General features: G+C 44.5%; 12 protein-coding genes. 2 read left to right on the forward strand and 10 right to left on the reverse strand.

Annotation, left to right across the window (positions count from 1 at the left end; translation table 11 throughout):
- Positions 1-187: 187 nt before the first annotated feature.
- Entirely contained in the window at positions 188-823 is a 636-nt protein-coding gene (gene motX, locus AB6E78_RS21890) for a flagellar protein MotX (protein ID WP_017063177.1), read from the reverse strand.
- 298 nt (positions 824-1,121) lie between these two features.
- Positions 1,122-2,438 carry an adenylosuccinate synthase gene (locus AB6E78_RS21895; RefSeq protein ID WP_010434108.1) on the reverse strand — a complete coding sequence of 439 codons (1,317 nt, stop codon included), beginning with the start codon at positions 2,436-2,438 and terminating at the stop codon, positions 1,122-1,124.
- Positions 2,439-2,610: 172 nt separating this feature from the next.
- Between AB6E78_RS21895 and AB6E78_RS21900 the strand changes: the two genes are divergently transcribed.
- Entirely contained in the window at positions 2,611-2,799 is a 189-nt protein-coding gene (locus tag AB6E78_RS21900; RefSeq protein WP_010434105.1) for a DUF2065 domain-containing protein, read from the forward strand.
- Positions 2,800-2,971: 172 nt separating this feature from the next.
- On the opposite strand, the gene hflC is transcribed toward AB6E78_RS21900, so the two are convergent.
- The 8 genes from hflC to tsaE form a co-directional block, all read right to left on the reverse strand.
- A complete protein-coding gene (hflC, locus tag AB6E78_RS21905; RefSeq protein ID WP_017059930.1) occupies positions 2,972-3,949 on the reverse strand; it encodes a protease modulator HflC in 978 nt (325 codons plus the stop codon).
- Between the two features lie 2 nt (positions 3,950-3,951).
- Positions 3,952-5,154, reverse strand: coding sequence for an FtsH protease activity modulator HflK (hflK, locus tag AB6E78_RS21910; RefSeq protein WP_017063176.1), 1,203 nt, complete (start codon positions 5,152-5,154; stop codon positions 3,952-3,954).
- Positions 5,155-5,181: 27 nt separating this feature from the next.
- Positions 5,182-6,489, reverse strand: a complete 1,308-nt coding sequence (gene hflX, locus AB6E78_RS21915; RefSeq protein ID WP_017059928.1) for a ribosome rescue GTPase HflX — start codon at positions 6,487-6,489, stop codon at positions 5,182-5,184.
- A gap of 44 nt (positions 6,490-6,533) precedes the next feature.
- Positions 6,534-6,797 (reverse strand): RNA chaperone Hfq, encoded by a 264-nt coding sequence (gene hfq / locus AB6E78_RS21920; protein ID WP_017059927.1) that lies wholly within the window; start codon positions 6,795-6,797, stop codon positions 6,534-6,536.
- 192 nt (positions 6,798-6,989) lie between these two features.
- Positions 6,990-7,922: a tRNA (adenosine(37)-N6)-dimethylallyltransferase MiaA gene (gene miaA, locus AB6E78_RS21925; protein ID WP_102394615.1), complete on the reverse strand. Its 933-nt coding sequence runs from the start codon at positions 7,920-7,922 to the stop codon at positions 6,990-6,992.
- 97 nt (positions 7,923-8,019) lie between these two features.
- Complete coding sequence (mutL, locus tag AB6E78_RS21930) at positions 8,020-10,224, reverse strand: DNA mismatch repair endonuclease MutL (RefSeq protein WP_136989461.1); 2,205 nt, start codon at positions 10,222-10,224, stop codon at positions 8,020-8,022.
- A gap of 102 nt (positions 10,225-10,326) precedes the next feature.
- Positions 10,327-12,042: an N-acetylmuramoyl-L-alanine amidase gene (locus tag AB6E78_RS21935; RefSeq protein WP_102398018.1), complete on the reverse strand. Its 1,716-nt coding sequence runs from the start codon at positions 12,040-12,042 to the stop codon at positions 10,327-10,329.
- Positions 12,036-12,500: a tRNA (adenosine(37)-N6)-threonylcarbamoyltransferase complex ATPase subunit type 1 TsaE gene (tsaE, locus tag AB6E78_RS21940; protein WP_004735870.1), complete on the reverse strand. Its 465-nt coding sequence runs from the start codon at positions 12,498-12,500 to the stop codon at positions 12,036-12,038. Before tsaE ends, AB6E78_RS21935 begins: the two co-directional genes overlap by 7 nt.
- 240 nt (positions 12,501-12,740) lie before the next feature.
- Between tsaE and queG the strand changes: the two genes are divergently transcribed.
- Positions 12,741-13,919: a tRNA epoxyqueuosine(34) reductase QueG gene (gene queG, locus AB6E78_RS21945; RefSeq protein WP_017059922.1), complete on the forward strand. Its 1,179-nt coding sequence runs from the start codon at positions 12,741-12,743 to the stop codon at positions 13,917-13,919.
- Positions 13,920-14,606 lie beyond the last annotated feature (687 nt).

Raw genomic sequence — 14,606 nt, forward strand, 5'->3', positions numbered from 1 at the left:
AAAATGTGTACAAGAGATTGGATTGACCTGATCAGTTAATTTTCCGGATTGGTATTAGATAAACGGTTTTCCGTTCAGATCAAAAAAGGCCTCGCTGATGAATCTCAGCGAGGCCTTTTTAATACGAGTTTTTTAGATGATTAACGAGTGCAGTCATTAATCATCATTGCTCATTCAATAATCTGTCTTACCAGAATACGTCTCGACGTTTTGCTCGAGCAATAATATTGTCTGGCATTCTCTGTTCCAGACCGCTACGAAGCACAGTGATACGTCTGTGTTGTCTTTGATCTGCGGTTACCGAGTTATACAACCAACGGTAAGCATCTTCATAATCCAATGGGCTACCGTAGTCACGTAACAAGAGTTCCGCTAAGTGAATGCTCGCACTTAAGTTACCCATCGAGGCTGCTTCACGTAGATACGGAATCGCACGCTCTTGATCTTGTTGTACCAAAGTACCACGAGAGTAATAACGACCTAACTGCTCTAATGCAGCGGGTAAACCTTGATGTGCCGCGTTTTCCATATAGTAAAGGCCAAGCTCTACATCTTGTGGAACACACACACCCCAAGCCAACATATCACCGTATAAAAACTCATAAGAAGGCAAGCTAATACGCGTTGCACGAGCAACGATATCTTCAACTAACTGGCACTTATCAGCTTTCACTCGCTCTAGATGTTGATTATTTTCGATTAAATTAATCAGTTCAGCTTCTGTATATATTGGAACGGGCTCTCCCACATCAGCCAAATTAGCATGACTCAAGGGTGAGCTCAGCGCCATTATTAATGAAGCTGCCACAATTCGTAGCTTCATACCTGCACTCTATTATCTGTCGCTAAAGTTATCTATTGAGGGGTGCAGAGGATTTCTACACGCACAAAACAGGGTGAACTTCACTTTCCATGATATCTGTATCGGCAATAACCCCGACGGCTTTAGACAAAACTTGCCGCTAATGGGCAATATTTTGCCTGATGACGCTTAAAAGATCACCATCAAAGAGTGAACGGCTAAATTGCAGGTATTAAAAAGCCGACTTAATAAAGTCGGCTTTTAGAAAACTATTTTATTATCAAAGCACTGTTCGTGCCTGGTAATCACTCAGCAGGCATTATGCGCCGTATGGGTGAACCTTGATGATAGTTTCGTTACGATCTGGGCCAGTTGATACGATATCAATTGGAACGCCAGTTAGGTCTTCGATACGCTTGATGTAATCTAGAGCAGCTTGTGGAAGCGCGTCGATAGATTTAGCACCAAATGTGTTTTCAGACCAACCAGGCATTGTTTCGTAGATTGGCGTCGCTTCTTCGAATGACTCAGCAGCCATTGGAGAAACTTCTAGGATAGAACCATCTTTCATCTTGTAACCAGTACAGATTTTTAGTTCTTCTAGGCCATCTAGAACGTCTAGTTTAGTTAGACACATACCAGATAGAGAGTTGATTTGGATTGCACGACGCATAGCAACAGCATCGAACCAACCAGTACGACGTAGACGACCAGTTGTTGCGCCAAACTCGTGACCAACATCGCCTAGGTGTTTACCAACTGGGTCTTGCTTCTCAAGGCCATCGTATAGCTCAGTAGGGAATGGACCTGAACCAACACGAGTACAGTAAGCCTTAGTAATACCAAGGATGTAACCGATGTGACGAGGACCGAAACCAGAACCTGCAGCAACACCACCAGCAGTCGTGTTAGAAGACGTTACGTATGGGTAAGTACCGTGGTCGATATCTAGTAGCGTACCTTGAGCACCTTCGAACATGATCTTGTCGCCGCGCTTACGTGCTGCGTCTAGTTCGTCAGTTACGTCGATAACCATCGCAGTTAACATATCTGCGTAGCTCATCGCTTGCTCAAGAACTTCTTCGTAGCTTACTGTTTCAGCTTTGTAGAAGTGCTCTAGTTGGAAGTTGTGGAATTCCATCACTTCTTTTAGCTTCTCAGCAAATGCTTCTTTATCGAAAAGGTCGCCAACGCGTAGACCGCGACGAGCAACTTTATCTTCGTAAGCAGGACCGATACCACGACCCGTTGTACCGATAGCTTTAGCGCCACGAGCGATTTCACGCGCGTTGTCGATTGCAATGTGGTACGGAAGAATTAGAGGACAAGCTTCAGAGATGAAAAGACGTTCACGTACTGGAATACCGCGATCTTCAAGAGGCTTCATTTCTTTTAGAAGTGCGTCAGGCGATAATACTACACCGTTACCAATAACACATTTAACGTTATTACGTAGGATGCCTGATGGAATTAAGTGAAGAACGGTTTTTTCACCGTCAATTACAAGTGTGTGACCTGCATTGTGACCGCCTTGGTAGCGAACCACGTATTTTGCATCTTCAGTTAAAAGGTCAACGATTTTACCTTTACCTTCATCACCCCATTGGGTGCCTAGAACGACTACGTTATTTCCCATCTTTCCAATTTCTGTTGCTAATTAAAAATGGATTCTAGCACTGAATCACACTTCTTGCAGTCACTTTTTGTTCATAAACGTTAACGCTGTACAAAAATAAACCAGCCATAACTAGGGGCAGATGTGTAAAGATACTGATATCATTGCTTTTTTACAGACAAAAGGCAGAACCATGTCTCAATCAATTTGGCTCGCTATTGGGCTCGTACTTATTGTGGAAGGGCTCGGCCCCTTGATTGCACCCAATGGCTGGAGAAACATGGTCGCGCAACTGAGCGAGCAACCAGACACGCAACTGCGCCGCATTGGAGGCTGTCTTGTGGTGGCTGGAGCGGTTATCGCTTTCATGACCTACCGCTAGGTTTCTATAAGTAGAACGCTGTTAAGCGCCTTCCCTCGCGCCCCAATAGTGAATCCACAAACATGTCTCCTCCTGAAAGAAGTCATAGAAAACAAAAAGGCTCCCACAATGGGAGCCTTTTAAGTTTTAACGTATTTTGCTTATTAAGCTAAGCATTCGCTAACGCATCAGCTTATTTTGCTGGAGCGCCGCTTGCTTGATTCATGTATTGGAAGAAGTCAGTCTTCGGATCCAGTACTAGAATGTCGCTCTTATCGCTAAATGATGTCTCATAAGCTTGCAATGAACGCATGAAGCCGTAGAACTCAGGATCTTTGCTGAACGCATCAGAGTAGATCTTCGCTGCTTCTGCATCCGCATCACCACGAGTGATTCGAGCTGTACGGTCAGCTTCAGCAAGAACTGTTGCCACTTCTAGCTCAGCTTGAGCACGGATAACTTCCGCTTTCTCACGACCTTGAGAACGGTGTCTACGAGCAACCGATTCACGTTCTGCACGCATACGGCGGTAGATAGATTCACTGATTTCGTCAGGAAGGTTAATCTTCTTCATACGAAAATCAACAACTTCAACACCTAAATCAGCCATCGCACTTTCTGCCGTTCCAGACAAAACGTTTTCCATGATCTTATCGCGTTCGCCATCAACTTCTAGTGCTTCTGCAGCCGCTACCGTTGTGACGACTTCGCTATCAGCAGAGTCTGGCAGGATGTCCTTGTTGCGAGGGCCTGACACGATCTGCTTAATTTCACGAGAACCAATTTCAGAACGAAGAACATCTGTCACTTTACGCTCAAGAAGTGCTTCTGCCGTCATGATATTACCGCCACCGGTACTCAGATAGAAACGTCCAAAATCAGCAATACGCCATTTTGCGTAAGTATCAATTAGAACGTCTTTTTTCTCTGATGTTACGAAACGGTCAGAACGGCCATCCATCGTTTGAATACGAGCATCAAGTACTTTTACGCGATCAAACATCGGTAGTTTAAAGTGCAGACCTGGTTCATAGATTCGTGATACGCCGTTGTCATCGAGAACTCGACCAAAACGAATTACCATGCCACGCTCACCTTCTTGAATCACAAACACTGACATCAATAGAAGGGCAATCGTCACAACTAATACAGGGATCATTAATTTACGCATTATTAGTATCTCCCTTGGCGTGAACTGTCTGAACGAGTTTGAGTGCTAGGCTTTGGATCCGCTTGAGTTTCTAACTCAATTTGATCGTAAGTTGATGATGCTTTTGCAGGGCGAGAGCCCGACTGAGAACCACCTTGTGCGCCTAGCTTATCAATTGGTAGGTATAGCAAGTTACCGCTTGATTCAGAATCAATCAGGACTTTCGATGTGCTTGAGTACACTTTTTCCATTGTATCTAGGTACATACGGTTACGTGTTACTTCAGGAGCAGCTTGGTATTCAGGTAGCAGTTTCTCGAATTGAGCAACTTGACCTAGAGCACCATTAACTGTGCGCTCTGAGTAACCCACCGCTTCTTTCTTCAAACGCTCAGCACGACCTGTTGCTTTTGGAAGAATGTCATTTCGGTAAGCTTCAGCTTCACGTTCAAAACGCTCTTCATCCTCACGAGCCGCGATAGCATCATCAAATGCATCTTTCACTTGCTCAGGTGGACGTGCTGACTGGAAGTTCACATCAACAATCAGAATACCCATATCGTAGCTATCAATAATACGGTTCAACGTTTCTTGAGTGCTTTGACGAATCTGCTGACGACCACTTGTCAGGATACTATCCATTAGTGAGTCACCAATTACCGCACGAAGCGCGGAATCGGTTGCTTGACGTAAACTGTCGTCTGCATTCGTTACACGATACAAGTACTTGTATGGGTCAGAAACACGGTATTGAACACCCATTTCAACGGTCACAACGTTTTCATCTTTCGTTAGCATCGTGCCAGCAGCACGTAGAGAACGAATCGCTTGAACGTTTACTAGTTGCTCATCACTGATTTCATCGATGAAGCGTGGGTGCCAGTTAAGACCAGGTTCTTCGATACGGTCGAACTGACCCAGTCGAAGTACTACTGCTCTTTCTGCTTCGCCAACGGTGTAGAAACCAGCGAAGAACCAGATAGCAATAGCAATAACGGCAATGACACCAAAGCCAATTGCACCGCCACCACCAATAGATGGCCCGTTACCGTTGCCACCCTTTTTACCAAACTTGCCACCTAACTTTTGACTTAGTTTATTAAACACTTCGTCTAGATCTGGCGGTCCTTGATCTCGGCCGCCGCGATTATTTTTATTACCCCAAGGGTCATTATCGCGGCCGTTATTATCGCCGTTGTTGTTATTTCCAGGCTCATTCCACGCCATTAGAAAGCTCCATCATTTGATATGACGTTATACTGTAGCAGTCTCTTTGGTAACGATAAAGTCACCTAAGAGCGCCCCTTCTCTTTTTTCAAGTTTAGACCAATCTATTTGTTGCATTCGGATATCTATCAACAAGTTACCATTTTCATCATACTCTTCCTGTTGAATACATTTCATCTCGAAGAATAAGCTGCGAATACGGCCCTGATGTTGATGTGGAATACACAACCGGAATTGAACCATCTGGCTAGCTAAACGCTCAGTTAAAGCTTCAAACAGCAGTTCAATACCTTCTCCTTCCATTGCAGAAACCCAAACAGCGCGAGGTGCGCCCTCTTCGTCTCTTTCAATTCGAGGTTTTTGGTCTTCCATGCAGTCAATTTTGTTCATGACTACAAGGGTTGGCACTTCATGAGCATCGATTTCTTCTAATACTTCATGAACAGCCTGAATGTTCTCACGAAAACGGTCATCACTGGCATCAACAACATGTAACAAAATGTCAGCTTCCTGCGTCTCTTGTAATGTTGCCTTGAACGCAGCGACCAAGTCGTGTGGTAGATGACGGATAAAACCTACGGTATCTGCGAGAATTGCAGGCCCGACATCTGCCAAATCAATCTTACGTAGTGTTGGGTCTAGGGTTGCAAACAGTTGGTCTGCCGCATAAACACCAGCACTTGTGATGCGATTGAAAAGTGTTGATTTCCCTGCGTTGGTATAACCAACCAAAGAAATTGTTGGGATTTCAGCTCGATTACGAGCACGTCGTCCTTGTTCACGCTGTTTAGCAACTTTCGCTAAACGACGTAGTATTGCCTTTATACGGTCACGCAACAAACGTCGATCGGTTTCCAGTTGAGTTTCACCTGGACCACGAAGACCAATACCACCTTTCTGCCTTTCAAGGTGAGTCCAACCACGAATCAATCGGGTAGAGATATGACGAAGCTGAGCGAGCTCAACTTGTAGCTTACCTTCATGAGTTCGCGCACGTTGTGCAAAAATATCTAAGATCAAACCCGTGCGATCAATCACACGACATTTACACAATTGCTCGAGGTTGCGCTCTTGGGCAGGAGAGAGGGAGTGGTTAAAAATCACAATTTCAGCACCGGTCAGCTGAACAGCTTGTGCGATTTCTAGGGCTTTACCTTCTCCAACGTAGTATTTAGGGAGTGGGGATTGTCGGCTACCAGTAATCACTTGTAGCGTTTCTACCCCCGCTGAGGAGACCAGCATTTCACATTCGCTTAGATCTTCCCATTCTCCCTCTTGCGTGAAGTTGATATGAACAAGTACGGCTCGCTCGCCGGATTCATAACGGTCAAACAAGCAACCAACTCCTTATTACAGCGCAAGCTGTACAAATTGAACGATTAATCTTCAGTCTTCTCTGGACGATCAGATGGCGTGCGTTGCTCGCCGCTGTGGTGACTAACTGCGCGAGCAGGTACCACAGTAGAAATCGCATGCTTGTAAACCATTTGGTTTACTGTGTTCTTCAATAAGATCACGAATTGATCGAAAGACTCGATCTGACCTTGCAGCTTAATGCCGTTAACAAGATAGATAGAGACTGGAATGCGCTCACGACGGAGTGCATTTAGGAATGGGTCTTGTAGCGATTGCCCCTTAGCCATTTTATTTTCCTTATTTGTATTTTGTTGTAATTATTTAGCTAGTGGTGCACAAAAAGGTGCGGCCTTTGCATCTGAGCTAAATGAATAAAAAAACTCCGTTGTTATTGAAAGGCTGTGATTTTTAAAAGCCTCAATAACGGATCCTTTCCAGAGTATATTCACGCAAAAGCGATCACATTATACACAGCAATACTAATCAGATGCTATTGCATCTGAAAGAGTTTCTAACGCTTGATCAATGTTTTCGCTATCTAACCAAGTTAAATCATCCCAACTGCGCAACCAGGTGATTTGTCGCTTGGCCAACTGACGGGTTGCACAGACACCACGGAAAACCGCTTCGTCTAAATCACAATTACCGTCTAAATAATCCCACATCTGCCTATAACCAACGCATCGGATCGATGGCAGTTCAGGGTGAAGATCTTCTCTGGCGTACAACGCCTTCATTTCATCTTCAAACCCAGCTTCTATCATCTTCTCGAAACGCAGCTCAATGCGGCGATGGAGTTCAGTCCTTTCCTTGGGAGCTATTGCAAATTGTTTTACACGAAATGGCAGGCTATCGCCTTTCGTTTGAGTTAGCTCTGTTAATGTTTTACCCGAAATTCGGTAAACTTCCAATGCCCTTGAAAGCCTTTGTGGATCATTTGGGTGTATTCTTTCAGCGGATACGGGATCTATCTCTCTTAATTGATCGTGCAATGCCTGCCAACCTTGTTCGATAGATTCCGCTTCAATCTGCTTACGAATCTCTTGATCCGCGGCTGGTAATGGCGATAAACCTTCCAACAATGCTTTGTAGTACAGCATTGTGCCACCAACAAGTAACGGGATTTTGCCTTCCGCTACAATCTTATTCATTTCATTGATCGCATCACGACGAAAATCTGCCGCAGAATACGCTTCGCTTGGATCCAAAATATCAATCAAGCGATGAGGCGCGAGCTCAAGCTCTTCCGCATCCGGTTTAGCGGTACCAACATCCATGTCTTTGTAGATCAATGCCGAATCGACGCTGATGATCTCTACAGGGTATTTCTGACGTAAGCGGATAGCTAAATCTGTTTTTCCTGACGCCGTTGGGCCCATTAAAAACAACGCTAAAGGTAATTTTTCAGTCATGATATTTTGTATTTGCTTCTCTGTTTTAGCGCTTTTTAGCAAAGGGCTTTGTGTCGCGACGTATTCAGCTAAAAAGACAAAGGTCGTCGCGAAAAAATTAAACCGTAAACGCGGCTATAGTCGCTGAAAAGTCGATAGGATTAACAAACTCTGGATCATCTAATGGAAGTAGACCATGCCAAAGTTGTTCTAGTTCCCCAACTAGTTGAACCGCTTCAGATAAAGTGTAGTCGCTTTTTACTTGTGCGGTTTGAATCCCGATCCAGTTAACCAAAGCTGACAACATGTCATTAGGTTGCTTCACTGCACCCTGGGCATTTATTGAAGCCGCGTAAGATAACAGATCTGGGATCAAAATTTGTAAGTTTTGCTGCCTTAAAGGAGAAGGCACGCCCATCACCATTACCGCCTCGCTGTTTCGCGCCTTAAGCTCAATCCCCAGTAATGCCAGAGTTTGACTCAGCGCCTTAGCAACTTCGACAAGTTCACTACCCAGCTTAATCGATAAAGGCACCAATAACGGTTGGCTTTTTAACGCGCCACCTCGAGTATCAAGCTGACCAACAACACGTAATAATTCAGCCTTAGCTAAGGAAACCAAAACACAGCCATTCTTGTTGCCCATCACGAGATATTGACGTTCAACAACCGAGACCGCTTTCCCCAAATCCGTCACTGCTGCTCTTGGCTTTAAATGAACAGGATTCTGTTGAGCAGGCTTAGCTTCTTTATTTTCTTTATTTTCTAAGTTGTCTCTGGTTTCTACTGGTGCCACATGCTCTTGAGAAGATGAAGGCTGTACAACTTGATCATCAAAATCAGGCGTTTTCAAAAGCTCTTTATAGGCTTTCACTTCTCGCTTAGAGGGCGCGGGTTCACCATGATGTTGGTGTGGCTCTTTCTCTTTTTTAGGTTCAGGTCGAGACTCTATCCACTCTTGGCGAGAGGAACCGGTAAAACTGCTGTCACTAGTAGCCGAGCTTCGGCCAGCAGATGAACTTGAGCTGGTTGATGAGCTTGGGCTAATTGATGAAACATAATGTCGCCCACCATCATTAACGCTGTGTTGAGGCTTATCAAAAGCGTGCTCTGATTCTGCTTTTCTCGGGTAGGCAGGCGTTTGCTCAATAGCGTGTCGCACCCTATCCGAAACTTGGGTTTGATCCGAACTGCTAGGCATTACGCTTTCTGGCTCAGCGAAACTTGCAACACCATCAACTGCAGAGCTCGTACTATCTTGCTGATGATGAATCACTTCTGACTGATGAAAAGCCGACTGATTGATTGGTGCAGCATCGATCTGCTTGCTCTGCGCTAAACCATCGCTCAATGCTTGGTAAATAAAGTCATGCACAAGGCGCGCTTGATGAAAACGCACTTCATGTTTTGCAGGGTGGACATTCACGTCCACCTGATGTGGGTCGAGTTCAATGAACAACACATACGTCGCGAATTGGTCTGGACGCAGGCTGGTTTCGTAGCTTTGACGAATCGCATGATTGATCAGCTTGTCACGCATCATACGACCATTCACATAGCAGTATTGCAGGTCGCTTTGCTGTCTGGCTCCTTCTGGCGTGGTGATCCAGCCATGAAGTTTTAGGCCTTGATGCTCAAGTTCGATCTTAAGCATATGACGAACAAAAGGATTGCCACATACCGCAGCGATGCGCTTTTCTGCTTGAACTTGTGTTTTTGCAGCGCGGTACTGACGAATCATCTTGCCGTTATGACGAAGGTTGATCGTCACATCAAAGCGACTTAATGCAATACGCTTGAGCAACTCATCAATATGGGTGAATTCAGTCTTCTCGGTGCGTAAGAATTTGCGGCGCGCTGGTGTATTGAAGAACAGATCCAACACCTCAACCGAAGTACCAATTGGGTGTGCTGCTGGCTGCAGTTTTACCTGCATATCACGACCTTCACTGTGTGCTGCCCAAGCTTGATCTTGAGTGGCAGGGCGTGAAGTCATGGTTAAGCGCGCAACCGAGCTAATACTCGCCAGCGCTTCACCACGGAAACCGAGGCTGACGATCGCCTCTAGGTCATCAAGAGTGTGGATTTTGGAGGTAGCATGACGACTCAGTGCCAAGGCAAGCTCATCTTTTACGATGCCTTTACCATTGTCACGAACGCGGATCATCTTGGCGCCACCTTTCTCGATATCAATATCGATACGTGTCGCACCAGAATCCAAACTGTTCTCAACCAACTCTTTTACAACAGAAGCGGGTCTTTCTACCACCTCACCCGCTGCGATTTGGTTAGCTAACCGAGCTGGCAGTATTTTGATCGTCATATTTATAGCTACCTTACTGCCATTGATGGAAACGCTGCTACGTTTGCACTAGTTCTTATTTTTTATCATTGATATACCTGAAGCTGTTTAGCATTCCCAAGACTACTTGTGAGGAATAATCAACACTTGGCCGATAGCTAGACTGTCAGATCTTAGCTTATTCGCTTGGCGAATGCTGTTGACGCTCACGCCGTATTTCGAAGCTATCTTGCCAAGGTAATCACCTCTTGCAACTTTGTGTTTGCGCAGAGGAACATCTTTAACTTCAACCGTAATACGTAACTTTTGGCCTACTCTCACCGTCTCTGATTTCAAACGGTTCTCACGTTTAATATCAGCCACCGACACTTTATAGCGGCTGGCGATCTTACCTAGGTACTCTCCAGACTTAACCGTGTGAGTGATGGTCTTCGTTTTAACCGCACTGCTTGATGATGAAGTTGAAGCACTGCCTGGAATCTTAAGTACTTGGCCAATTGCTAGGCTGCTCGATTTCAGATTGTTGAACTTCATCAACGTCTGTGTCGACGTACCATACTTGCTCGCAATCACAGACAAAGACTCACCACGAGAGACTTTATGTTGGCTCACGCTGCCCGTTGATGACGTTGCGTTAGACAAGATAATCCCTTCAGGCGGGTTAGCCTTCAAATACTTAACCACCGCTTTAGTCACTGCTCGTGCCAATTTATCTTGGTGCGAACGTTGGAAAAGAAGCTTCTCTTCCGTCGGATTCGAAATAAAACCTGTCTCTACAAGTACTGATGGGATCTGTGGTGAACGTAATACTGCTAAGCTGGTGTTAATCGGCTTGCTATTGTGCAGTTTCGCAACCTTACCCATTTCAGACAGAATTGCCGTTGCCAGTTTGTATCCCTCTTTTTGAGAGTGGCTAAACTGCAAATCAAGCAGGGTTTGGTTTACGTTCTTATCATCAATATTGCTTGTGAACGCTGCACCGCTACCACCAAGCAATTCAGACTGTTTCTCTTTATTCTCAATCCAACGAGAGATCTCTGTATTTGCGCGTCGAGTGTTCAATACAAACACTGAACCACCTCTTGGTTGAGGCGTCGTAAAGGCGTCGGCGTGAATAGAGATCAACAGGTGAGCTTCATTCTCTCGAGCAATCGCAACACGTCGATTCAGGTTCACAAAGTAATCAGCATTACGAGTCATACGAGTTTTGATCCCCGGGACCGCATTCAGTTGAGCTGCTAACTTCTTAGAAATACTCAGAGTCGCGTCTTTTTCGTATTTACGCGTAGGACCAATCGAACCTGGGTCTTCACCACCGTGGCCAGGATCAATCACAATTAGAATATCTTTCTGGCGCTTAACCTGATTAATGTTCTTACTTACCGTTGGCTTACTCGGTGTCGATGTCGCTTTACTTGCCGCACCATGAGGTAAGTCGATCACCAAACGGTGTCCATACTGACCACCTGGGGTCGGGCTCAGTTTGAATAATTCGGCTTTAGACGACTGCTTTAACTCAAAAACCAAGCGATAGGTGTTTTTGTCTGGCGGTGAGCTCTTACGAATCTTAGATAGAACAGGGCTGTCTTTCACCTCGACCGGTAACTTAGTCGCAAGACTGGTATTTTTTAAATCAACCACTAAGCGACTCGGGCTACTCAGGGTGAAATAGCTAAAGTCCGCTTCTGATTTTAAGTCGATAACCACACGAGTTCCTTCTGGAGAAGGCCAAATCCTTAAACTTTTCAGTGAGTTTGCAGAAACAAGTGAAGAAAACAGTATAGAAAAAACAGCAGCCATCATGGCCACTGTTGAAATAAGGCGTTTAGAAATCAACATAACTCCAACTGACTAAGTAAGCGCTGTCCGTATTCACTATTAGCGGTTAAAGAAACAATACGGTGATCGTCTTGGTAACGAATATCAATATCCAAATCGGCTTCTGGTAGCATCCCATAACCTTTCTCAGGCCATTCAACCAAACAGATAGCATCCGGAGTAAAGTAGTCACGAATTCCCATAAACTCTAACTCTTCAGGATCGGCTAGGCGATAAAGGTCAAAGTGGTACACCTGCCAATCTGCAAGTTGATAAGGTTCAACTAGAGTATACGTTGGGCTTTTTACATTTCCTTGATGGCCAAGTGCTTTTACAAAGCCACGACTGAAAGTCGTTTTACCTGCGCCAAGATCACCATGCAGATAAATAGTCGTCTGCTGTGAGCAAAGATTAGAAAGCTCCGTTCCTAATTGAATCGTTGCTTGTTCATCTTTCAAAGTAAATTGTTTCGTGCTCATGAATACGTTCTCTAAAAATCGATCGTTGACTATATAAAAATCAAAAGAACAAGAATAGTAAACCGTGATGCTTTTGGGAGACAAGCACTCAAGTGTAAGTTCTATGAAAAATACTGCTCAAAACGCGTCTGTTCTGGTCAACACCACTAAGATCCGTTAAGATCCGCCCCCATTTTTGCCGAACCTAATTTTAATTAGCCTTATCTCTAATTGTAAAACAGAGAAAATAAGAAATAAGCCATGAATCTAGACCATCTTGCTGAAAAAATTAAAATCTGGGGAAAAGAGCTGGGCTTTCAAAAAGTTGGCATCTGCGATGTTGATTTAAGTGAACACGAAGCCCCTCTTCAAGCATGGCTAGATGCTGGCAACCACGGCGAAATGGATTGGATGGCTCGACATGGGATGATGCGTGCACGTCCTGATGAACTTCACCCAGGCACAATTCGAGTGATCAGCGCTCGAATGAACTACCTACCACCAGAAGCTCAGTTCGCCTCTAACCTAAGCGATACCACTCAAGGCTACATCAGCCGCTATTCTTTAGGCCGCGACTATCACAAATTGTTCCGTAACCAGTTGAAAAAGCTAGGACAAAGAATTGAAAAAGAGGTCGAGGGTTTAGACTCACGCCCTTTCGTCGATTCAGCGCCCATTTTGGAAAGACCACTCGCTCAAAAAGCAGGGTTGGGCTGGACAGGTAAACACTCATTAATTCTTGATAAAGACGCTGGCTCTTGGTTCTTTCTAGGGGAGCTGTTAGTTAACATCCCTCTTCCCACGGATGAACCCAGTGTTGATGAGTGCGGCAAATGCACCGCATGTATCACTTCTTGCCCAACGGGTGCCATTATTGCTGATGGCGTGGTTGATGCGCGCAAATGTATTTCGTACTTAACCATTGAATATGATGGTGTGATCCCTGAAGAGTATAGAGATGCCATTGGTAACCGTATCTACGGTTGCGATGATTGTCAGTTAGTTTGCCCGTGGAATCGTCATGCCGAACTCACAGAGCAAACAGACTTTCACCGCAGAGAAGATTTCCAAGAAGCCGATCTGGTTTCACTTTCAAGTTGGGACGAAGCAACCTTCCTAAAGAAAATGGAAGGCTCAGCAATCAGACGTATCGGCCACACCCAGTGGTTACGCAATATCTTTGTTGCGATGGGCAATGCACCATTTCAACAACGCATTATTGAAACCCTGGAGTCTCATCAAGGCAAAAACGAAATGCTTGATGTGCATATTGAGTGGGCTTTGAATAAACAACTACAGCAGTTACCCAACGCTAGCAGTGTGCAAGAAGATAGCTCTACGCAGAAAAATAGCTGTGTGCAAAAAAGTAACAGCAAAATCTCCACCAAAAAGCACAGACTGATACGTATAGTAGAGAAAGGACTACCAAGAGACGCCTAGCCCTTTTGGTATCAACGATTGACAGCGACACCCACATCGATAGTCCAATATTTAAGACAACTCGTTGCACATAATTTTAGAACAATGTTTGACCTTGTTCTCAATTCTAACAATGTGGAAAAAATTCAGAACTCTCGTAAACTTCCGACACCCGAGCAAAGTTAAACACAGTACCGATAAATGATTAAGATCAAAAAACAACAAGTTAACGATCTTTTATTAAATCCAAGATAGGCATCCAACTTGATAAAAAACAACAAGTTACGATCGCTGCAATTCATCTAATATATTGAAAACAAGAAAGATCTTTTAGGGATAGGTAAAGAATTAAGCCTGAAACAACTTTATCAACCAAGTTATCCACACCTAACATTTTGTGGATAAGTCTGTTTATAGATGTGAAAAACCTCAAGTATCTGCTTCAGAGACCTGATGTTTACTAGCATTCCAGTTGCTAAGAAAAATTTAAGACAAAAAAATATCCACCATGATGGAGGATTATTTGCTTTTTGGGGGGATTATGCTTCGCAGCATTAAAGAAAGAGCGTGACCCTTAAGGTCGTCTTTAAACTCTGTGATCTAAAGAAAAACACGGTGGTTTAAAGAGTCTTAATAGCTTTTTAGAAGAAAGCTGGAGCGATACATCGGGTTCGAACCGATGACCTCAACCTTGGCAAGGTTGCGCTC

It is taken from the genome of Vibrio sp. 10N.247.310.98 (assembly GCF_041467395.1).
Taxonomy (GTDB): Bacteria; Pseudomonadota; Gammaproteobacteria; order Enterobacterales; family Vibrionaceae; genus Vibrio; species Vibrio crassostreae_C.

Bases quoted from the DNA above. Each gene is read 5' to 3' on its own strand.
- motX (WP_017063177.1), bottom strand. From the start codon at position 823: ATGAAGCTACGAATTGTGGCAGCTTCATTAATAATGGCGCTGAGCTCA.
- AB6E78_RS21895 (WP_010434108.1), bottom strand. From the start codon at position 2,438: ATGGGAAATAACGTAGTCGTTCTAGGCACCCAATGGGGTGATGAAGGT.
- AB6E78_RS21900 (WP_010434105.1), top strand. From the start codon at position 2,611: ATGTCTCAATCAATTTGGCTCGCTATTGGGCTCGTACTTATTGTGGAA.
- hflC (WP_017059930.1), bottom strand. From the start codon at position 3,949: ATGCGTAAATTAATGATCCCTGTATTAGTTGTGACGATTGCCCTTCTA.
- hflK (WP_017063176.1), bottom strand. From the start codon at position 5,154: ATGGCGTGGAATGAGCCTGGAAATAACAACAACGGCGATAATAACGGC.
- hfq (WP_017059927.1), bottom strand. From the start codon at position 6,797: ATGGCTAAGGGGCAATCGCTACAAGACCCATTCCTAAATGCACTCCGT.
- miaA (WP_102394615.1), bottom strand. From the start codon at position 7,922: ATGACTGAAAAATTACCTTTAGCGTTGTTTTTAATGGGCCCAACGGCG.
- mutL (WP_136989461.1), bottom strand. From the start codon at position 10,224: ATGACGATCAAAATACTGCCAGCTCGGTTAGCTAACCAAATCGCAGCG.
- AB6E78_RS21935 (WP_102398018.1), bottom strand. From the start codon at position 12,042: ATGTTGATTTCTAAACGCCTTATTTCAACAGTGGCCATGATGGCTGCT.
- tsaE (WP_004735870.1), bottom strand. From the start codon at position 12,500: ATGAGCACGAAACAATTTACTTTGAAAGATGAACAAGCAACGATTCAA.
- queG (WP_017059922.1), top strand. From the start codon at position 12,741: ATGAATCTAGACCATCTTGCTGAAAAAATTAAAATCTGGGGAAAAGAG.